Source organism: Bacillus cereus group sp. BfR-BA-01524, from assembly GCF_022662595.1.
Classification (GTDB): domain Bacteria; phylum Bacillota; class Bacilli; order Bacillales; family Bacillaceae_G; genus Bacillus_A; species Bacillus_A thuringiensis_S.
In genome coordinates, this window is sequence record NZ_JAKUDW010000031.1 from 33,264 (window position 1) to 54,028 (window position 20,765).

Here is a 20,765-nt window from a genome sequence, read left to right on the forward strand (position 1 = left end):
AAAAGGTACAGTGTATATTGCTGTACCTTCTCTATCGTTATTTAGCTGGACCAGGATCCCTAGAAAAAAAGATATGAAAGAGAAATGTGACTTTACTTGCTCCCCCTGATGTACTGGCTTGCACATCAGATAAAGAACTAGACGTTAAGGCAGCTTCAGAATGAGGAGGAACGATTATTTTAAGCGCATCATCTGATTCTGAGGATGCAGTAACCGTTATTGTATCATCTGAAAAATTTACAATTTTAACAGTACCGACTGGGAAGATGGACTTACCCGCGTGTGATGCAGAAGCGAAGCGAGTTGCTTTCCAAATAGTTTGAGAGAAAGTGTCATTGTCTGATAACCAAGCGCGAGCACTGTATAAGGTTGTATTAACAGTAAATTCTTGTTCAAGCGGGAGGGCGGCTTTCGGTTCTTTCGGTTCCTCTGGAAACTGAGCGAGAAGACCAGCGCACATGTATATTTCACCTACTTTCAATTGTTAATGTTATAGCATATTAAACATGTTGTTTATAAGACACGACGGTTACCTATTCATGCATAGGTTTGTGCACCAAATTTGAAGATGAAATTCTCTTTCTTTACAATGGAAGTAGGTGTTATTTCTATAAAATATGGAAAACGTAAAGAGTATGTAAAAAAGAAGGAGTGGTAAAGTGAACTATGTCATTATTGGCGGAGATGCAGCTGGTATGAGTGCAGCTATGCAAATTGTTAGAAACGATGAAACTGCAAATGTTGTGACGCTAGAAAAAGGTGAAATCTATTCATACGCTCAGTGCGGATTACCTTATGTTATTAGCGGTGCTATCGCTTCAACTGAAAAATTAGTTGCGCGCAATGTAAAGACATTTCGTGATAAATATGGCATTGATGCAAAAGTGCGTCATGAAGTAACGAAAGTAGATACGGAAAAGAAAATGGTGTACGCAGAACATACGAAGACGAAAGATGTTTTTGAATTTCCATATGATCGATTATTAATTGCGACTGGAGTGCGTCCTGTTATGCCAGAATGGGAAGGAAGGGAACTACAAGGCGTTCATCTTTTAAAAACAATTCCGGATGCTGAGCGCATATTAAAAACGCTAAAAACGAATAAAGTTGAAGATGTAACCATTATTGGCGGCGGTGCAATCGGACTGGAGATGGCAGAAACATTCGTCGAACTTGGTAAGAAAGTAAGAATGATTGAACGAAATGATCATATCGGTACGATTTATGATGCAGATATGGCTGAATATATACATAAAGAAGCAGATAAACACAATATTGAAATTTTAACGAATGAAAATGTAAAAGCATTTAAAGGAAATGAACGAGTAGAAGCAATCGAAACGGATAAAGGTACGTATAAAGCAGATCTTGTTTTAGTGTCGGTTGGAGTGAAGCCAAATACTGATTTTCTTGAAGGGACAAATATACGTAAGAGTCATAAAGGAGCAATCGAAGTAAATGCATATATGCAAACGAATGTGCAAGACGTATATGCAGCCGGTGATTGCGCAACACATTATCACGTTATAAAAGAAATTCATGACCATATACCAATTGGAACGACTGCCAATAAACAAGGGAGACTTGCCGGACTTAATATGGTCGATAAACGAAGAGCATTTAAAGGCACGTTAGGCACAGGCATTATTAAATTTATGGATTTGACACTCGCAAGAACAGGCTTAAATGAAAAAGAAGCAAAAGGGCTACACATTCCGTATAAAACGGTCAAAGTAGATTCTACAAATATGGCGGGCTATTATCCAAATGCAAAACCACTTTACTTGAAATTACTATATCGCTCCGATACGAAACAATTATTGGGCGGGCAAGTAATTGGAGAAGAAGGCGTAGATAAACGTATTGATGTGATCGCGATGGCGCTTTTCAATAAAATGAGCATTCATGATTTAGAAGACGTCGACTTAAGTTATGCACCACCATATAACAGCGTTTGGGATCCAATTCAGCAAGCGGCAAGGAGAGCAGAATAGCACTTTTTAAAGTGCTATTTTTTGTTAAAGGGGAATTATCATTTTTGTCGAATGAAGAGGGTTGGGAAATAGTTACATATGAGGAAGGGGAGTTTTTTATGATTGTAGCACTTCAAAAAATTCAAGAATCAGAAAAAGAAATATTACGTAATTTGTACGCATTATATCTTCATGACCTTTCTAAGTTCACTATGAATATAACTATCGGAGCGAACGGATTTTTTGAATACGAAGGTTTGCATATGTTTTGGAAAAATGACGGAATCACGCCGTATTTTATAAAAGTTGATCATAGTATTGTAGGATTCTTATTACTACTGGAACGTCCGTTTTTGAAGAAGGAAAATGATTTTGGTATTAATGATATTTTCATATTGAATCAATATAAAGGAAAAGGAATCGGTAAACAAGCTGTTGAGAATTTACTAGAAGAGAAAAGAGGACAATATTTCGTTATCGAACTTGTAAAAAATGTACCAGCAGTGTCGTTTTGGAAGAAAGTATATAAAGAACTGAACATTGAATTTGATGAGAAAGAGCAGTTAATTGATGAGGAAGAATGCCTCGTTCAAACGTTTAAAATTTAATGAAATTGGTGTTCCTTTTATATTACTTTGAAATTTAACTTTATCCCGCAAAAGATTGGTTCAACTAATAATCAGTGGGGATGAAGACCCCTATTGATTAAAGATTCACTTTATTTTGAATATACCGTTCCCCCTTGAAAACATATTACTAATCGCTTATATTTTCATATAGTATTTATTTTTTAAACGAAGCAATGAACGAACCAGGGGGCGCAGTATGGCAATTAATATGAAAACAATCGAAGAATGGATTGTTGAATCAAATACAAGACATGAAGAAGACTTTGGACACGTTGTGGAAGAAATGAAAGAAGTATGTGTCGGACTTGATAACGCGACATTAATTTATACGAAAAATGTATTTTGTTTCGGTAAAAAAGTAGAAGTATTTTTCTTCTTCCAAGACCATGTCGTGATCGGACAAGAAAAAGACGAATATATTGAGATTGAAAAATTAAAGTATGATGATATTACAAATAGTAATTTAAAAACAAATGACAAAAATACAACGTTAGAATTAAAGTTTGCTAACGGACAATCTATTAATTTAGATAGTTTAAATGATAACTACGGTACGAAAAATTGGTTGTTTGCTAGACAAATTAAGAGTATTTTTAAGTTAATCTAGTAAAAAGCAGGCCCATAAAGGTCTGCCTTTTTACTTATTTCCTATTACACAAAGACATCCTCTTTCTTCGTAACATTTCACACTTTTAAATCCTGTCTTATAAAATAGGTTTATTAATTCTTCAGTCGTTTTACATTTCTCCATATGATATTGAATTTTGAAAGTTTCAGCCACTAATAAAAAGGAGCCGTCTGATCTTAAGACGCGAAATACTTCTTTTATATCTTGTTCAACATCAGGCCAAAAATAATGAGTTTGAAAGGCGGTAATGAGATCGAAGAAGTTCGTATGATGTGGAATAGAAGAAACGCTTGCTTGTTGAACAATTACTTTTTGTTTTTGAACATCTTTTGCATTCGTCTGTATAGAATTTTTCACAGCTTGATCGGAGTAATCAATCCCATATATTTCCCTAAGTGGAGTTCGTTTTGAAAGAGTGTGTATGGTTTTGCCTCCACCACAGCCGATGTCTAATACGACTGCATCTGTCTTTATGTGTACTTTCTGTAATGCCCAATTTATTAATCTCGTATGTGCAGCGTTCATAATACAAAGCATGGAGGAACCAATTGTTCCGCTAGGATTTTTTGCTTGCTGAATTAACCGTTGTAAAATGTTCAAGTTAAATTCTCCTTTTATGTAAGAATATATACTCATTTCTCTTTTTATAAATTAAATCCTTTAAAAAAAGCACGCCGTCCATCGGCGTGCTTTTAACTATGCAAAGCCCCTTTTAACCAATTCCGCGCCCGATATGCCCCAACTGGAACTTGAATAAGAGATGTTTCATTCCCAGCATCAATTCCGTACAATTGATCACATGAATTTGTATCAAAACTTAGTAAAGGATGCCCACCCATCCCCATAGCAGTTGCAGCAAAAACGAGTTTATGAACGAGGATACCAGCTTCCATTTGGTGAATACGGTATCCTCTATAGCCTAATGCATTTGTATAGTAATCTTTCTTTCCGACTACATGTAAGCAAAGTGGTACTTGAAAAAGGTTTACGTTATCCATCGTCATACTAGATTGAAGGAGATAACGAAGGTCCCCATACCGAATTGGTTGTATGGAATGTGTTTTCCTGTTATAAGTGTAAGCACCGTTTTCTATATCTTTTACGTTATAGAAACATCCATATAATGAGACGCGTGCATTTTCATTTACATACTTACCATCAAGGTCGCTGTAATAGGGGAAGGAGAGGCTCGCTTCTTGTAGTAAAGTAGCGAGCTCAGCTGCATCCCATTTCGTTAAAATAAAGTCCGCATCAGGAGAATATCGTTTTTTACAAAGTTGTAGGAAATCATACGATAACCGTTCTACTTTCGGTAGCTGTACAGCGTACGTATTATGTTGATAGTGCTCTTCATGATGTAGTGTTTGGAAGTGTGCTGTCGATTCAATCATAGAAGCTTCATTTATTTTTGTTATCATCGGATGTTCATTTACATGTTTTGAGCGAACGAAATGTTCATGTGCTAACGGCGGAATTTGTTGCAACAACTCATGAGAAGTAACTGTTTTATTTTCACGGTAATCATTGTGAAACCAATTAGTTTCTGGTTCTGTACTTAAAGGAATGACGGCATACACACTTTCTTCAACTTCTGACAATCCGAGTAAATGATTCAGTGCACGGTCTAGAAATTGAAAGTATACGCCATTCGTATAACCGAACTGTTTTGCACATTCTAGTAATTGTCCAATGAGAACCCCGCTATCTAATCCTTGAAGGCGATATGAAAAGTTATTGTATTTAAAGAAGTTTTTCCAAAACATAGTGGATACGAATGCGGCACCGAAACAATCATGTATATTACAGCGATTACCGAGTGCGTCTGCTAAATAAGAATCGAAATTTCCTTCGCGAAGTAAAATAAGTCGGTGATGCGCGGCGTCATAATGGTAAATGCCGTCTGGATAATCGTCAATCTTTAAATAGATATACAATTCATTCGGATATAAAGCACCGCCTGAAGGAATGGATCTGCGTAATACATTTCTCTCGCTATTTAGCTGACATAATTGTGTTACACCAAATGAATACCAAAGATAGTGACCAATCTCATTTAGAGTAGGTGTAGTAGAAGAGTTCGATAAAGATAACGGGATTTCTAAGGAGAGCGGGATGGTAGGTACATTTCGATATAATTTATAAGGAAGCGGTGCGTCTTTCCAGTCCACCTCATGATTCGGCATAATTTCATCAATAGAGAAATGGAGATGATGTAAAAAAGTATCTAGCTGCATGAAATCCCTCCTTTACTATGGAAACGGGTGCGGATGTGGATTTAATTGTTCATTTGTTAACGGTTCAGCGCTATATCCAAGTGTCATCGGTACGGTATAGACTCTATCTAATCCTGTAACACGAGTAAGGTGATGGCCGAATGTCATCGGTAACATGCCTGGAATAATGACTTTTACACAGTGTAGTCCGTTCTTTTCTATAAGGGGAACGGTTTGATCTACAACGATTATTTCAAGATTAGATTGATGCAAACGATTTAAAAGTTGGTGGAGATCGGATGTTAAATCCATATCAAATGATTGTGATACATTCATTTCTTGGAACGTTTGCACCGGTGCATCTTCTCGTAAAAGGAAGTGAAGACGTTCTTCCGTTTCTTTCAATCCGTACAGCATACTATGGTCTTCCATTTTATTAACGAAATAAGGATCTTGTAAGCATTTTTCATAGTATTCTCTTTTGTGCTCGAGCTCATCGTCTGTTATAAGTAACATGCCTGCTATTTCTTGAATGGCACTTTTTAAAGCTCGAATAGGATCTAAATGAGCGCCTCCCGCACAAACAACGTTCATTCCATTTTCACGCGTATTTTTTGCAATTACCCATAAGCTAGGAGTGCCGTGTTCCATCGTCGCGTTAAAAGCGTGTAATTCATACCCGGTAATCGTACGTAACCGCTGAATCATTAATTGTAATTCTGTATCGTTTGCTGAATTAAGATCAAGGCGGGGAAGAGGTAATTCGGCATACCAAGTGAGTAAGAAGGCATCACGCTCTACAATTTCTAAAATGCCGTGAAAAATCGCTTCTTCTAAACTACCGCCAATTGCACATCCATTTGATGTTTCATACACGAAAGCATCTCGATGACCAAGGCTATAATAAGCAATTGATTCAGGAACTAAAAGCGGTCTGTTTTGTGATAAAGAATATCCCCATACCCAGTTTTGCTCATAATTAGAATCAAACGGCTTGAATGGAAAGTTATCACGATTGTAATGTTCATTTGTATGTACACCGAGTGTGAGGGGATTTAGTGCATGTTCCTCTAAATCATGAAAACTACCATGTACATTTGTCTTTTTCCCGCGAGGCGACATACCGCAATAGCGTTCTAAACCTTCTAAAATAGCAGTTGCTTCGCTCACTGCAAATGAATGAGTTCGGCCTGCAACACCTTCATTTCCAAACATTAATGGCATGTTTATAATGACGTCAGCGAATGGTAATAAAGAATGCTGCATTTTGCCGTTCAACATACCGACCCGATAATCTAAATAGTCTCTCGTTAAAAATGTGTTTAATTCATGAATGGAACGGCAGCGATACGTTTCGGTGCTTACTTTTAAACTCGGTTGTAAAGAAACTTCCGCCGCATCCGCAGTATCATCAGGTAAACTACTACATACAGGACAGAGAGGATCTGGAAGAAAAGAATGCCGCGTACATTGTAATGTTTGTAAGTTTAGTAAAATAAGTTCATTTTCTAAAGAAGAATGGTTATGAGTTAATATTTTTTCTGTTTCGGCACAAATAAGATGGCACATTTGTAACATTCCATTTTGGGTGGCACGTACATCACGCCTCGTTCCATTTTCGGCTTTAAAGGCATATTTCCGCTGTAGTTCCCACATTTCTTTTTGATCAAAGCCAGCGATAAAACGGCGTCCATCAGAACAATGGGAACATCCGGGCGTAAGAGGATGAATGTAAGGACCGATAATACCTTCGCCAAATGAAGTGAAACCACGAAGCCACGGAATATGATTTGAGCGAAAAATAAGTTCGGCATCATGATGAATAGTAGAAGGAGATCCGTCATGTAATACGAGAGCGAGATGAATATTTTCAGGGAGTTCTTCTGTAAGGGTATGTTGACGAATGATGGAATATTGTTCGCATAATTGATCATGTACATAGTCTGCGAGTAGGCCATCTCCTATAAGCAATATATTTTGAATCATAAACCGTCCTCCTTTGCAATTAATACCCCATACACACTGTCTAAGTTTTCTTTCAAAAATGGTTCGATTGCTAAATCAAACACGAAGGGATAAAAATTATGTTCTTCTAAATGCTGTAAGGCAAGCTGTAAAGATTGCGCACTTGGAATTTCTTCTTCCGCTTGTATCTCCACCCTAAAAGAATCAGTGTCATATAAAATAATAGATGAGTCATACAAAATATTAGCTCTGTAAGGAATTTCTTCATTTTGAATGTGAAAGAGTGATAGTTGTAGTGCGTTTCGTAACGCTAACGTCATATTTATATTAGATGCACCGTACCATCTATCATTTATACCGATCCAAACGACAGGAAAACTAAGAATCTCTTCGCTCATTGCTATTTGAGGTGTTTCATGGATTGTAGAGAGAGCATCGTAATAAAATCTACAATGTTTATCTTGAATATCAGTTAAATCAACAGTTGTAAGTTCTTCTAGCGTATGTGACTGCCGCTCATACAGTTTATTGTTTAAATGTTGCTGTAGTGCCCGGTAAAATCCTTCTGTCATCGTTTCTCCAGCACCGATACCGATATCGTTATGTTCAGGAATAAGGCGGTGAATGATTTCTGCTACATATGTTTCAATTCCTGTTAAACCAGCTTCTCGGCGTGCTTCATTATGAGTCAATCCACTGCAAGTCATAAGAGGCAGAAGGGGAGCTGGGCCATCTGATAGTGGAGTGGCTACTTGAATATAGCACTGTGATAACGGTAATTGATATGAATCTTGTTCATCCCATACATGGAATATACCGGCTTCTTTAGAAGTTAGTGAGTCAAAAAATCGGAATACATCAGTTGAAGTATGTTGGTTCGACCGATGCTCAAGTTTTTCAGAAAGATTTTCTATCGTATCAATTGTAAAACTTTCATCAGTTGCAAGAGGATGTTTTATAAAAGAATGCCACGTTCCTTCGAGTGTTTCATAGTTTAATAAAAAGAATTGTGCTTCTTTTTCCCGATGTGAATCATCTGCGACATGCTTAAATAATTCAAAAACGATTACATTTGTTAACATTGCAGATGTAATTGGTGAGAAGGAATCCGATGAATTTTCATTTTGTAAAGTCGTTTCATGTAGTCGATGCCATGCGGATTCCCAGCATTCATCACGATTTTCCGTTACGACAGGCCCAGCTATACCGAGTGTAGATAAACAAATAGCTGGTATGAAATTCTTTTTCGTTTCTCTACAAATAGTGTGAACTGTTTGTAAACCATCAATGTCTCCATTTTGAGAAACATATAAAATCCAATCAAAAGGTTCGAATACTTCATGCAAGGGACGGTCAATTGTAGTATCGATTTCTTGAACAAGTACATTGTTATCAACTTCATATGCACGTTCTATTAGCTCATGTATTCTGTCATAGTTTGTTTCATCACGATCTGTAACGAGGTAATGAAATGTAGGTAAACCAGATTCTAACAAAGAAGAAACTAAGGAAGTAAGCATATCCCCAGAACCAAGTACAAGTACATTTGCCCCGCGGTACGTTTCGAATTTTAAAGCACCTGAATGAGAATCAGCTTCTAAAAATTCAATTTGTGAAGCATATCTGTCGAGTAATGTACTGTTTAATTCATGAGGTGCATCTTGATTTGCATCGCGAACGAAACCATTTTCATATAAAACCTCTCCAATTTCAAATACACGATTTTGATAGGGGAGAGGGAGTCCATCAGTTATTTCTGCTAAAGAATAATTACCGTTAAACATGGGCATTAATTTTTCAATCCAGTCATAAATTCCAGCACCGTCCATGCGAAATGAACTGGCGTTATTTCGAAAATAGACACCCCCGTTTGAATCGGGGAGGAAGAAAGTATCCTTATTTACTTTAAGTTTTGCATGAATTGGAAGGTTATTCATTTTAATCCTCCTTACGTTTAGGCATACATTATTACTTTATGTCATGAAATTTGTCCCGTATGAACACAATAAAAAAAGGCTGTAGAATGATTCATTCTACAGCCTTTAATAGGTTAAAAATCTATCAACCTTCTAATAATAATGATTTTGGATCTTCAAGCATATCTTTAACAGCAACAAGGAAGCTAACTGCTTCTTTACCATCAACAATACGGTGATCGTAAGATAGTGCAAGGTACATCATCGGACGGTTTTCCATACGTTCTGCATCAATTGCAACTGGGCGTACTTGGATTTTATGCATTCCTAAAATACCAACTTGAGGGCTATTTAGGATTGGTGTTGACATTAGAGAACCGAATACACCACCGTTTGTAATTGTAAATGTACCACCTTGTAGTTCTTTTAATGAAAGTTTGTTATCGCGTGCTTTCATACCTAAATTACGAATTTCGCTTTCGATTTCAGCGAAGTTTAATTGGTTAGCATCGCGTACAACTGGAACAACTAATCCATCTGGAGCTGCTACTGCAATACCGATATCATAGAATTTTTTGATGATAAGCTCGTCACCTTGAATTTCAGCATTTAATAATGGGAATTGTTTTAATGCTGCAACAACTGCTTTTGTGAAGAATGACATGAAGCCAAGACGTACATCATGTTTTTTCTCGAAAGCATCTTTGCGTTCTTTACGTAATTCCATGATCGCACTCATATCAACTTCGTTAAATGTTGTTAACATTGCAGATGTTTGTTGAACTTCTACAAGACGTTTTGCAATTGTTTGACGGCGGCGGGACATTTTCACACGCTCAACTGGTTTTTCGAATTCAGTTTTTGCAACTGGAGCAGGAGCTGGACTCTTTGGAGCAGCTGGTGCTTCTTTTGGTGCTGCAGCATGAGCTTGTACATCATGTGGTCTCACGCGTCCAAGTGGATCTGTGCTACGTACGTCGTTTAAGTCGATTCCTAATTCACGAGCCATTTTTCTAGCAGCTGGTGATGCGATAGGACGGTTCGTATTTGGTAAGCCTTGTAGACCCGTAGTTTGTTCAGCATTTGGAGCTGCAGCTTTCGGTGCTTCAGCTGTTTCTTGTTTTGGTTGCTCAGCAGCTGGAGCAGGTGTACTTACTGCAACTGGTGCTCCATTAGCATCTAAAATTGCGATAGTTGCGCCAACTTCAACTGTATCCCCAGGTTCGCCTAGTAACTTCGATACAATACCTGAATCTTCTGCAATGATTTCTACATTGACTTTATCAGTTTCAAGCTCAACAACGCTGCCACCTTTCTCAACTTTGTCGCCTACGTTGATAAGCCATTGTGAAATAGTTCCTTCGGTAATAGATTCTGCAAGCTCAGGTACTTTAATTTCGATCATTTTAAATGTCCTCCCCTTATTTGCCTAACGGTGTGTTTTTTCTTCTTTTGTCTTCGGTAATCTCCATTTGTTAGCCGGGCCTTGGGCAGAATATCTGCCCAAGATCAAGCTAGAAATCTTCATTATTACTTTTTAGTTGCTGTAAACTTCAATTTCTTGTTTATCTTGACGGAAGTTATACTTCACATCTAAAGCATGTGCAACAATTAGCTCTTGCTCAGCTTTATGTGCGAATGGATCGCCGCCAGATGGACTAGAGCGATCAGGACGTCCAATGTAACCTGTTTTCACTTTATCTCCAGCAAGTTCGAACAGAATTGGAGCCATGTAATGCCATGCGCCCATATTACGAGGTTCTTCTTGAACCCAAATGATTTCTTCTAAGTTTTTAAAGCGTTTAATAATAGATTGAACTTTCTCAGCAGGGAATGGGTACAATTGCTCAATACGAACGACATGAACTTCGTCTAAGCTGTACTCGTGTTTACCAGACTCGATTTCTGCTGCTAAGTCAATCGCCATTTTACCTGTACTTAAAACAAGACGTTTTACTTTATTTGGTTTCATACCAAGGTTTTCTTGTTCTAAAGCAGGTTGGAAACGTCCTTCGCTTAACTGGCTAGCAGTTGAAAGCGTAAGTGGGTGACGTAACAAGCTCTTCGGCGTCATCAGTACTAATGGTCGAACAGCTTCTGTTCCTAAGATAGATGCTTGACGACGTAGGATATGGAAGTATTGTGCCGCGCTCGTTAAGTTTGCAACTGTCCAGTTATTCTCAGCAGCTAACTGTAAGAAACGCTCTGGACGTGCACTAGAGTGCTCTGGTCCTTGACCTTCATAACCGTGTGGTAATAGAAGAACTAAACCAGATTTTTGACCCCATTTTGCTCTTCCAGCTGAAACATATTGATCAAATAATGCTTGCGCAGTATTTGAGAAGTCACCATATTGCGCTTCCCACATAACAAGAGTTTCTGGAGCGAATACGTTATAACCATATTCGTAACCAACAACAGCAGCCTCTGATAACGGACTGTTATGAACAGAGAATGAAGCATTAATGTTTGGTAAACGGTGTAATGGTGAATATGTTTCATTTGTTTCTGTATCGTGCAGTACGATATGACGGTGTGCGAATGTACCACGCTGTGAATCTTGACCAGTTAAACGAATTGGCGTACCTTCTTGTAAAATAGAAGCGAATGCTAACGATTCAGCAAGTGCCCATTCAATTTTACCGTTCTCTTCAAGAGCATCTTTACGGCGCTCAAGAATTTTCTTCACTTTTGGATATACGTTAAATCCTTCTGGCCAAGATAGTAGACCTTCGTTAATTGCACGAAGTGAGTCAAGTTCAATACCAGTATCGATTGGTTGAATACCTTTTGCAACAACATCTGGCACTTTAACGTGAATTGTTGCATCGCTCGTATCAGCTGGTGGTACTTGTGCATAATCGGATTTTAATTGCTCTTGTATAAACTGTGTAATTGTTTCAACCTCATCTGCATTTAGAACACCAGCAGCTTGTAATTGATCTGCGTAAATTGCTCTTACAGTAGGGTGGTTTTTAATTTTTTTGTACACTTGTGGTTGCGTAACCGCTGGGTCATCCATTTCGTTATGACCATATCGACGGTAACCGATTAAATCGATTAAGAAGTCTTTTTGGAACAACATGCGATATTGAATCGCAAGGTTAGCAGCTGCAAGACAAGCTTCTGGATCATCAGCGTTCACGTGAACAATCGGAATATCGAAACCTTTTGCAAGGTCACTTGAATATTTCGTAGAACGAGAATCATAGCTATCAGTCGTGAAACCAACTGCATTGTTTGCGATAACATGAATCGTTCCGCCTGTTTGATACGCGTTCAATCTGCTTAAGTTCAACGTTTCAGATACAATACCTTGACCAGGGAATGCAGCATCACCATGAACTAAAATTACGAATGATTTTGAAGTGTCTTGATCTGGAAGACCAGATTTTTTACGATTCTCTTGAGCAGCACGTGCGAAACCTTCGACTACAGGATTCACGAACTCAAGATGACTCGGGTTATTTGCTAATGTCACGCGAGTGCTAACTTCTTCGTTACTAACGACTTGTTCTCTACCTAAGTGGTATTTTACGTCGCCAGTCCAGCCAGAATTGGCTACTGCGCTTTCTATTTTTGCATGTTTGAACTCAGCAAACATGTGACTATATGGTTTTTCTAATACGTGAGCAAGTACGCTTAGACGACCGCGGTGAGCCATACCAATCATGACATCCTCTACGCCGTTCTTAGCACCTTCTAGAACAATTTCATCTAAAACAGGTACAAGCATATCAACGCCCTCGATAGAGAAACGTTTTTGCCCAACGAATGTTTTATGCAAGAATTGCTCGAAACCTTCAACAGCTGTTAAACGTTTTAAAAGAGCAGTTCGTTTTTTATTTGATAGTGGTTGACGCAATGAATTTGATTCCACCATTTGATGCAACCACGCGCGTTCTTCACTATCTTGTATATGAGAAAATTCATAAGCTAAAGATTTTGTATAAACGTCTTTTAATCTATGAATTACATCAAGTGCAGTGTGAATACCTTCTGGTGCATCTTGCCATACTGTTTTCGCTGGAATCGCTTTCAAGTCAGCATCGCTCAGTTCACTCATTGCTTTCTCAAGAAGTGATTGTCCATTTGCAGCATCTTCCATCGGGTTAATGTGAGCCAACGTGTGCCCGAAAGAACGAATTTGCTCAACAAGTTGAACGACTTTAAGAATCTTTTCAATGTTACCTGTGTTTTGAGGAGAAAAATGTGTTGCTGTGTTGTCCCCTGTTACGACATCATCTTGAAACGAAGGAGCTCCAAAAATTTCAAAAAGCTCTTGTAATTCCGGATCAACAGAACCTGCTCCAGTTACGTAAAGATCATACTGCTCAATAACATAACCAAGGTTCGGACCGTGGAACTTGGCCCAAGGGTTTGTCGTTGTATTCTTCCTCGTCATTTGTTTAAACCTCCCAATGCATATAATCCTTTTCCATACAAAGGTGCATTTTGCTCTTTTTCAATAAGTAATGAATCAATAATCAATGTAAATGTTTTCTTTACTCTTATGTTATTACAATAATTTACATAATACCAAACACTATTACTTATCTGTTTTGTAAAAAAACATTCACAATAACTTATCACCCAAGTTAATCTTTCACTTTATAAAGTAATTTTACAGAAAAATGGGGTGGATATATTTGGTATGCCTATACTAATAGCTATAATTGTTGCATTTAAATATAGGAAAAATAATTAGAATGTTTTGATAAAAATTAGTTTGAATTATGTATATTGAAATAATAAGCGCTTTCATAGATATTATACAACAATATAACGGAATATAGTATAAAAAATAAAAAATTATGAATTTAGCGTAAACTTTATTTCGATAGTGTTAACTATCGAAAGGAAAATGAAGGATTTCTACAAAAAAAGTTGTTAAACATAAAAAATGGTTCATAACCCGTTAGTTTCTATAAATATGCCAAAAAACACCGTAAAACCAATAACACATTTCATCTAATAAAGAAGAGAATGAAATGTTTTAAAAGGATAAAACAAATATGAAGATATTAAATTTAAAAAAAGTTGAGGAGGAAATATAGTAACGATTACATACAGTGTTCCATGTTTTATTACAAAATAGACGTGCTGAAATCGAACAAGTTTCTTCTATATAAATAGAGTGAAAAATGATTAGGATGAATGTAAAGGAACCTTGACGTAAAGTTTACTTTACATATATACTCGATATATGGGAGGAGGGAGAAATTTCCTTGGAAAATAAAATGGTCGAATACCGAAAGAAATTTGGACTATCTCAAGAAAAACTGGCTGAGAAACTCGGGGTTTCCAGACAAACCATTATCTCAATTGAAAAAGGGAAATACGATCCATCACTTCCGCTAGCATTTGAAATAGCGAAAACATTTCAGACAACGATAGAACATGTATTTATTTATGAAGGAAAAGAAGAGGGGGAATAGGGATGAATTATTCACAAAAGTACTTTGTAATTATGGGTGTTATTTTTCTATTTATGAGTGGATTTATGATATTAACAGGTATAATGACGCATTCTGCACCACCAGCTATAACGTATCCATTGCTTGGAATGATGATTATGAGTTTCTGTCTAAGCTACTTACACCCGCAATTTAAAGAAAAAGACGAGCGAATGAAACTTATTCGTTATAAAGGAATGTTTGTAACCTTTTTTGCATTAACAGCATATTATCTTCTTTTCTCTATCGGCTTAAACTTAAAAATACTTACACTATCTGCTACTGAATTATTGAATATACTTATGGCACTTACAATGAGTACCGTCTTTATCTCATTTGTTGTTTTGGCAAAAAGATATTAAGATGGAAGAGAGAAAGGAAGATTAATATATGCAAATGATGTATGCTTTTGGCATTGGGCTTGTATTATTTTTAGCTGTATTCTTATTTATTCGTAAAGACGTTCAAGGCGGGACGTTAACGAAACGAGGATTTTATAAAATGATCGGCTGTTTAGTTATTATGTTTATTGCGATTATTGTAATGATTGTTTTAATAAGTCGGTCACTATAGAATGTAAAAACGGAACCTTACTGCGGTAAGGTTTTTTTATTATTAAACCTAAAAATTACCACTAAATCCATTTACTATAAATAGCTTATATTATATAATCCAATGAAATGATAGATAAGGAGTGTAGTATATGAATAAAAAAACTATCTTCTATTTATTAACTTGTCTACTACTTGTAGCTAGTACTACTTATATAATATGTAACAAACGAGAACAAGTGCCACCTATGTTAGTATGGGACGAACAAGAATACTATGTTACGAATGAATCTGCCAAAATAGAAGAAGTTGGGCAAAAACTTGGCGAAGTAACAAAGAAAATTAAAACAAGTAAAAAACCTACTAAAAATAAAGAATCTAATACATTACAAGAGAAAACAGAAGTATTCACAATGATTGAGGAAGAAAAAAGTGATTACCCGCCTTTAATCATAAAGGAAGCTTATAGTGATAAATATAGGGTAGTGAGGCCGATGTTGAAGCAAGTATTATGATGAAAAGGAGATTCATATGCAGACAGTAACTTCATATCCGTGGTCGTTAAGAAAAATATTTGTCTTTTTCCTTTGCTTCATCCTTCCGCCAATCGGTGCAATTTATATTTTGATGAATCGAGAGGTGCTACAAAAGAGAGACTTCATGTTATATGTATTATTTGCTGCTATTAATATATCGCTTTGGTTATCGCTTATGATCTTTGATCGGACTATGTGGATGGTAGCAGGGCATTATATAATTGGAGCAGTTGTTATTGTTTTTTCGAATATGAATAAGAGATAAGCCAGCAACCTTAAAGTTGCTGGTTTTTATTTTGCTATTTATAATGAAGAAACAAATTTTTAATAGAGAGTAGTGGGCGTTATGAGATGGAAAGCAGGAACGTTTGAAAAAATAGAAACGAATGACTCATCTATTGAGAAACTCATACATACATTTAAGGAACAAAACGTAAATGGCGGAGCGGTTATAAGCTGTTAAAGTACATAACGAAAATTTTTTCAAAGAAATACCATATTGGAAAGATGGACACGAGCACTTCTTTAGAAGAATCTTTAACTCTTTAGATATAATCAATAGCTTAGAAGAGTTAAAAATACATACGTCAGAAAAATATAAGTTGCATTTTAAAGAGCGATGGGCAGTCATGCTTGATGGTAGCATTGCCGCTCAAATTTTGTCGGGCGGGGCATATGAAGGATTTAAGGAACGACCAGTTATCGCAAAACAATTAGCAGTGAATGTATGTCAATATATGTTCCAAGATCGCTATGAAGATATTAAAGTGTTCGAAAGCTATTGCCCTTGGACAGATTGGTTTTACGATGTTGCATGGGATGCTACTTGGATGGTGTTAGATAGTAGGGAACAGAAAATGTGGTTCATTTGTGCTACGGATACGGATTGATAGAAGAGGGACCTTGTAGGAATGCTGCAAGGTCCTTTATCTTTTGGGAATTAATAGAAAACGAATCATATAAATGTTATACTAAAAAATGTTTGTAATGTCAGTTTCATAATATTGTATGATGCTGACTTACTAGAAAAGATAAGAGGAGAATGAGCGTGCAAAAGATAAAGAGATTATTGCTATTAATGATGGTAGTAGGATTAACAGCAGGTGTTTTAGCAGGGTGTGCAAATCCGAAAGATACTACAGAAGAATTTTTAACAGCGATACAAAAAGGTGATGTAGAAAAGGCTCGTACATTTGTTGAGAGTGACAAGGAATTTAATAAACTAAATGAAAAAACAGATGATGCTGAGGCAAAAGCAATGCTAAGTGCAATTACAAAGAACTTTAAATTTGAAAAGATAGAAGAAGTATCGAAAAAGGATGACAAAGCAGAAGTGAAAGTGAAAATTACATCTGCTGATCTATCCGTTGCTGTAACAAAAGCAGTGGGAGAAGTTATGCCAATGGCTTTCGCTAGCGCATTTAGCGAAGACAAAGAACAATCTGAAAAAGCGATCGAAAAAACAATGACCTCAACTATCATCAAAAACTTAACGGATAAAGATGCAGCAATGGCAACTCGCGAAGTTACCTTGAACTTAAAGAAAAACAAAGATGGCGATTATAAAATCGTTGCAGATGATAACTTGAAAGAAGTATTGTTTGCTAATGCGAAGTCGTTGGAGAAGATGTTTGGTGGAAAGTGATTGAATTAGATAAAAAGAGACACCATATCACGTAGAAGGTTGATATGGTGTCTCTTTTTTATGAACCTGGAGAGGTTTGAACGCACGAAGTTAATTATATAAATTAGATATTATGTTTTTTGAATTCAAGACATAAAGCTAGTTGTAACAGAGGAGGTACTGTATTCTATGTTTTCTTATGCGGATCCTGTAACGTAGAAAGGTAAAATTTCTGGACCAGATTTTAATTAGTGTTCCTTCAGCTTTAATGAGGAGGTGTACGAAGATGTTGTGACTATGCCTGCTGGATACTATTAATTGTGAAGTTAAATAAGACAACAATTTATTAGAAGAAGATTAGTTAGTTTAAGTATCAGATTTAGGTGTTTAACAGGGGTACTAATTAATTTCAGTTCTTCCATGAAAAATTATAGAAAAAGTATGGATAAACAAATTCTTGTTTTAAGTGAATTTTGTAAATGTGGGGGCTGCTTTAAATAAAGATGGTCAAACACTATGTAAATAATTGAGAGTATTAAAATATGCAGAATTGCATATTAAATATTTAAAATCTTATGCTAACCTTATAATGCGAAATATAACATTTGTTGGTAATGATTCATTTTTGAAAGATAAAAAATGAATCATTACAGTGGTATACAATTCACTATCCTATAGCATAAACGATAATAACGAAAGCTATTTGAAGTCCTTTGAAGGAAATAAGTTATTAAAAAAGATTCCATATAGAGAATTTTTTGGGAATTCAGATTCTACAAATGTCATCTTATTTTTAATGTCTTATAAGAGTGACGCCATTAGAGGGCAAAATATTGTAGTTGACTATGGATATACAATTGTATAAATAAATCATCTTGAGAATTAAGGGTGTGGATAATGAGTTTACTAATTAAAGATTTAACAAAGAAATTTGACGAGCATGTTGCAGTGAATAATTTGAATATCGAGATACCAAAAGGTGAAATATTTGGATTCTTGGGCGGGAATGGAGCAGGTAAAACGACTACATTTCGAATGATACTTGGACTTTTATCGAAATCAAGTGGGACCATTTCATGGAATGGTAAACCTATAAATTATGATGTAACGGATAAGATTGGGTATTTACCCGAAGAACGTGGGCTTTATGCGAAAATGACTGTCAAAGAACAAGTTAATTTTTTTGCAAAATTAAAGAACATGAAAAGTAAAGATGCAGAAAAAGAACTTCACTATTGGCTGGAGCGTTTTAATATTACTGAGCATCTGAACAAAAAGGTAGGAGAACTTTCAAAAGGGAATCAGCAAAAAATTCAGCTGATAACAGCGATTATACATAAGCCTGAACTTTTAATTTTAGATGAACCATTTAGTGGTTTAGATCCAGTAAATGTTGAAATGTTAAAAGAAGCTGTTCTTGATATGCAAAAACAAGGGGCGTCGATACTTTTTAGTTCACATCGTATGGAACATGTGGAAGAGTTATGCCAACACATTTGTATCATGCACAAAGGAGTACCTGTTGTTCAAGGAGATATTGCCAAAATTAAAAGTGACTTTGGTAAAAAGAATGTTGTAATCGTTGGCGATCATGACTTTGATCATTTGAAAGAAATAAAAGGTGTAGAAAGTATGAAGAAACGTAAAAATGCAGTTACTCTTAAAATTTCATATGAAGAAGTTTCGCATGTTTTATTTAAAGAGATAACGAAATTAGATTTTGTTAAAAAATTCGCAGTAGAAGAACCTACATTAAATGACATCTTTATTGAGAAAGTAGGTGCACAGCATGAATAGTTTCTGGACGATTTTTTTACAAAACTATAAATCTAAGGTAAAAGCTACATCATATATTGTTATTACAATCATGATTTCTATGTTAATTATAGGAATGATGAATTTTGAAAAAATTTATAACTATTTTGTAGGTAACGAGGAAGAGCAAGTTGTCGTTGTTACAGAAAAAGAAGAATTATATACAACAATTCAACAAGTGTTTAAAAATGTCGATAGTAAGATACATGTTAAACATAGTACGGATAAACAAAAAGCAGAATCAGGTGTTAAAGATGGTGATTATACATATGCAATCGTTGTAGAGGAATTGGATAATAAGCAACTAAAGGCTACGTATATAACTGAGACAGATACAAATCAGCAAGATGTTAGTAAGGTTCAAACGATTTTATCTCAAATACAATCTTCTAATTTCGCGCAGCAATTAAATCTATCACAAGATGAATTAAAGGTGTTAACAATGCCAGTAGAAATTCATACCAAAACTATATCAGATAAGGTTAAAGATGGAAAACATACAGAGGGTGTAGGGATTTTAATTAATACCTTTATCATGCTAAATTATTTAATGATATTATTGTATGCTGCACAATTAGCTACAGATGTTGCAACAGAGAAATCTTCTCGTGTCATGGAGTTAGTTGTTTCAAGTATTTCGCCTACCAAACATTTATATGCGAAGCTATTTTCAACATTATCAGCAGGTATTACGCAAATCATAATTTGGTGTTCGGTCGCAACTGTTGGGTATAAAACATCAGTTAATGATTCGGAAAATGATATTTTAAACAGTATTGATTTTAATTCTATTGCTCCTACTTTAGTGGTGTATGGGATTCTATTCTTCACATTAGGATTCTTATTATATGGCTCATTATCTTGTCTACTCGGCTCTATTATTAGTCGTATAGAGGAATCTTCTCAAGCTGTTATGCCGTTAACATTTATGTTAATTGCTGCTTTATATATCGCACTTTATGGAATGTCAAATCCAAGTAGCACGGTTGTTACCATTACTAGTTATATACCTTTCTTTACTCCTATTGTTATGCTCGTTCGAATTGGATTCCTCAATATCCCAGTATGGGAGATTGCGCTTGCATTAGCGATTCTAATCGCAACAATATGTATGATGATTGGTTTAACGAGTCGTGTTTACCGCGGTGGCGTATTATTATATGGTAAAGGCGCATTTAGTAATATCAAAAGGGCAATCAAGTTAGGGGAAAAATAAGATTGGTTTATTCATATTTAAAAAGACTACATAGTTAATCTATGTAGTTTTTTGTTGTTACGATAATTTTTATATATAAATTATTGTATTAAGCTATTTTTCAAAGAGAACTTTAAAAAGATCCCAAAAGAGAGTAAAGAATCGAGTTCTGGCGAACAACGCAGAGCGATGATTGATATAATTTATGTCTTTCTCCAAAATGAAGACAAGAAGTAGGGGGGGGAATTTAGTTTTAATAATAAT

General features: G+C 35.9%; 18 protein-coding genes and 1 pseudogene. 12 read left to right on the forward strand and 7 right to left on the reverse strand.

The genetic code is table 11. The annotated features are described in order from the left end of the window. Positions 1-37 precede the first annotated feature (37 nt). Entirely contained in the window at positions 38-460 is a 423-nt protein-coding gene (locus MR170_RS13445) for a hypothetical protein (protein WP_242308437.1), read from the reverse strand. A 199-nt stretch (positions 461-659) separates the two neighbouring features. On the opposite strand from MR170_RS13445, the gene MR170_RS13450 reads away from it, so the two are divergent. The 3 genes from MR170_RS13450 to MR170_RS13460 all read left to right on the forward strand — a co-directional run bounded on the left by MR170_RS13450 (position 660) and on the right by MR170_RS13460 (position 3,209). Then, complete coding sequence (locus MR170_RS13450; protein ID WP_242308438.1) at positions 660-1,994, forward strand: FAD-dependent oxidoreductase; 1,335 nt, start codon at positions 660-662, stop codon at positions 1,992-1,994. Positions 1,995-2,092: 98 nt separating this feature from the next. Continuing rightward, a complete protein-coding gene (locus MR170_RS13455) occupies positions 2,093-2,581 on the forward strand; it encodes a GNAT family N-acetyltransferase (protein ID WP_242308440.1) in 489 nt (162 codons plus the stop codon). Positions 2,582-2,798: 217 nt separating this feature from the next. After that, positions 2,799-3,209, forward strand: coding sequence for a DUF3908 family protein (locus MR170_RS13460; protein WP_000996808.1), 411 nt, complete (start codon positions 2,799-2,801; stop codon positions 3,207-3,209). Between the two features lie 30 nt (positions 3,210-3,239). Here the strand turns inward: MR170_RS13460 and MR170_RS13465 are convergent, their stop codons facing one another. The 6 genes from MR170_RS13465 to odhA form a co-directional block, all read right to left on the reverse strand. Further along, a complete protein-coding gene (locus MR170_RS13465) occupies positions 3,240-3,830 on the reverse strand; it encodes a class I SAM-dependent methyltransferase (protein ID WP_242308441.1) in 591 nt (196 codons plus the stop codon). Positions 3,831-3,922: 92 nt separating this feature from the next. Beyond that, on the reverse strand, positions 3,923-5,464 hold the full coding sequence (locus tag MR170_RS13470) for a SagB family peptide dehydrogenase (protein ID WP_242308442.1): 1,542 nt from the start codon (positions 5,462-5,464) through the stop codon (positions 3,923-3,925). 15 nt (positions 5,465-5,479) lie between these two features. Beyond that, positions 5,480-7,429 (reverse strand): TOMM precursor leader peptide-binding protein, encoded by a 1,950-nt coding sequence (locus MR170_RS13475; RefSeq protein ID WP_242308443.1) that lies wholly within the window; start codon positions 7,427-7,429, stop codon positions 5,480-5,482. Beyond that, positions 7,426-9,345, reverse strand: coding sequence for a putative thiazole-containing bacteriocin maturation protein (locus tag MR170_RS13480; RefSeq protein ID WP_098628925.1), 1,920 nt, complete (start codon positions 9,343-9,345; stop codon positions 7,426-7,428). Before MR170_RS13480 ends, MR170_RS13475 begins: the two co-directional genes overlap by 4 nt. A gap of 124 nt (positions 9,346-9,469) precedes the next feature. After that, positions 9,470-10,729: a 2-oxoglutarate dehydrogenase complex dihydrolipoyllysine-residue succinyltransferase gene (odhB, locus tag MR170_RS13485; protein ID WP_000569892.1), complete on the reverse strand. Its 1,260-nt coding sequence runs from the start codon at positions 10,727-10,729 to the stop codon at positions 9,470-9,472. Between the two features lie 132 nt (positions 10,730-10,861). Further along, positions 10,862-13,729, reverse strand: a complete 2,868-nt coding sequence (gene odhA / locus MR170_RS13490) for a 2-oxoglutarate dehydrogenase E1 component (protein ID WP_242308444.1) — start codon at positions 13,727-13,729, stop codon at positions 10,862-10,864. Between the two features lie 823 nt (positions 13,730-14,552). On the opposite strand from odhA, the gene MR170_RS13495 reads away from it, so the two are divergent. The 9 genes and pseudogenes from MR170_RS13495 to MR170_RS13535 all read left to right on the forward strand — a co-directional run bounded on the left by MR170_RS13495 (position 14,553) and on the right by MR170_RS13535 (position 20,522). After that, the gene (locus MR170_RS13495) at positions 14,553-14,762 is read left to right on the forward strand and encodes a helix-turn-helix transcriptional regulator (RefSeq protein ID WP_000428506.1); all 210 of its coding nucleotides are present in this window, start codon (positions 14,553-14,555) and stop codon (positions 14,760-14,762) included. Positions 14,763-14,764: 2 nt separating this feature from the next. Next, the gene (locus MR170_RS13500; protein ID WP_048564894.1) at positions 14,765-15,142 is read left to right on the forward strand and encodes a hypothetical protein; all 378 of its coding nucleotides are present in this window, start codon (positions 14,765-14,767) and stop codon (positions 15,140-15,142) included. A 28-nt stretch (positions 15,143-15,170) separates the two neighbouring features. Further along, complete coding sequence (locus tag MR170_RS13505) at positions 15,171-15,353, forward strand: DUF3976 domain-containing protein (RefSeq protein WP_001178297.1); 183 nt, start codon at positions 15,171-15,173, stop codon at positions 15,351-15,353. A 130-nt stretch (positions 15,354-15,483) separates the two neighbouring features. Beyond that, positions 15,484-15,846, forward strand: a complete 363-nt coding sequence (locus MR170_RS13510) for a hypothetical protein (protein ID WP_200458408.1) — start codon at positions 15,484-15,486, stop codon at positions 15,844-15,846. A gap of 16 nt (positions 15,847-15,862) precedes the next feature. Further along, positions 15,863-16,132, forward strand: a complete 270-nt coding sequence (locus MR170_RS13515) for a hypothetical protein (RefSeq protein ID WP_242308445.1) — start codon at positions 15,863-15,865, stop codon at positions 16,130-16,132. Between the two features lie 81 nt (positions 16,133-16,213). Beyond that, positions 16,214-16,757, forward strand: a pseudogene (locus MR170_RS13520) (hypothetical protein). A gap of 158 nt (positions 16,758-16,915) precedes the next feature. Continuing rightward, positions 16,916-17,512: a DUF5105 domain-containing protein gene (locus MR170_RS13525; protein WP_242308446.1), complete on the forward strand. Its 597-nt coding sequence runs from the start codon at positions 16,916-16,918 to the stop codon at positions 17,510-17,512. An 876-nt stretch (positions 17,513-18,388) separates the two neighbouring features. After that, entirely contained in the window at positions 18,389-19,288 is a 900-nt protein-coding gene (locus tag MR170_RS13530; protein ID WP_242308447.1) for an ABC transporter ATP-binding protein, read from the forward strand. Beyond that, positions 19,281-20,522 (forward strand): ABC transporter permease, encoded by a 1,242-nt coding sequence (locus MR170_RS13535; RefSeq protein ID WP_048564898.1) that lies wholly within the window; start codon positions 19,281-19,283, stop codon positions 20,520-20,522. Before MR170_RS13530 ends, MR170_RS13535 begins: the two co-directional genes overlap by 8 nt. Positions 20,523-20,765 lie beyond the last annotated feature (243 nt).

Excerpts from the sequence above, each read along its gene's own strand:
- MR170_RS13500 (WP_048564894.1), top strand. The coding sequence starts at position 14,765 with ATGAATTATTCACAAAAGTACTTTGTAATTATGGGTGTTATTTTTCTA.
- MR170_RS13505 (WP_001178297.1), top strand. The coding sequence starts at position 15,171 with ATGCAAATGATGTATGCTTTTGGCATTGGGCTTGTATTATTTTTAGCT.
- MR170_RS13460 (WP_000996808.1), top strand. The coding sequence starts at position 2,799 with ATGGCAATTAATATGAAAACAATCGAAGAATGGATTGTTGAATCAAAT.
- MR170_RS13480 (WP_098628925.1), bottom strand. The coding sequence starts at position 9,345 with ATGAATAACCTTCCAATTCATGCAAAACTTAAAGTAAATAAGGATACT.
- MR170_RS13445 (WP_242308437.1), bottom strand. The coding sequence starts at position 460 with ATGTGCGCTGGTCTTCTCGCTCAGTTTCCAGAGGAACCGAAAGAACCG.
- MR170_RS13475 (WP_242308443.1), bottom strand. The coding sequence starts at position 7,429 with ATGATTCAAAATATATTGCTTATAGGAGATGGCCTACTCGCAGACTAT.
- MR170_RS13455 (WP_242308440.1), top strand. The coding sequence starts at position 2,093 with ATGATTGTAGCACTTCAAAAAATTCAAGAATCAGAAAAAGAAATATTA.
- odhB (WP_000569892.1), bottom strand. The coding sequence starts at position 10,729 with ATGATCGAAATTAAAGTACCTGAGCTTGCAGAATCTATTACCGAAGGA.
- MR170_RS13515 (WP_242308445.1), top strand. The coding sequence starts at position 15,863 with ATGCAGACAGTAACTTCATATCCGTGGTCGTTAAGAAAAATATTTGTC.
- MR170_RS13535 (WP_048564898.1), top strand. The coding sequence starts at position 19,281 with ATGAATAGTTTCTGGACGATTTTTTTACAAAACTATAAATCTAAGGTA.
- MR170_RS13530 (WP_242308447.1), top strand. The coding sequence starts at position 18,389 with ATGAGTTTACTAATTAAAGATTTAACAAAGAAATTTGACGAGCATGTT.
- odhA (WP_242308444.1), bottom strand. The coding sequence starts at position 13,729 with ATGACGAGGAAGAATACAACGACAAACCCTTGGGCCAAGTTCCACGGT.
- MR170_RS13470 (WP_242308442.1), bottom strand. The coding sequence starts at position 5,464 with ATGCAGCTAGATACTTTTTTACATCATCTCCATTTCTCTATTGATGAA.
- MR170_RS13510 (WP_200458408.1), top strand. The coding sequence starts at position 15,484 with ATGAATAAAAAAACTATCTTCTATTTATTAACTTGTCTACTACTTGTA.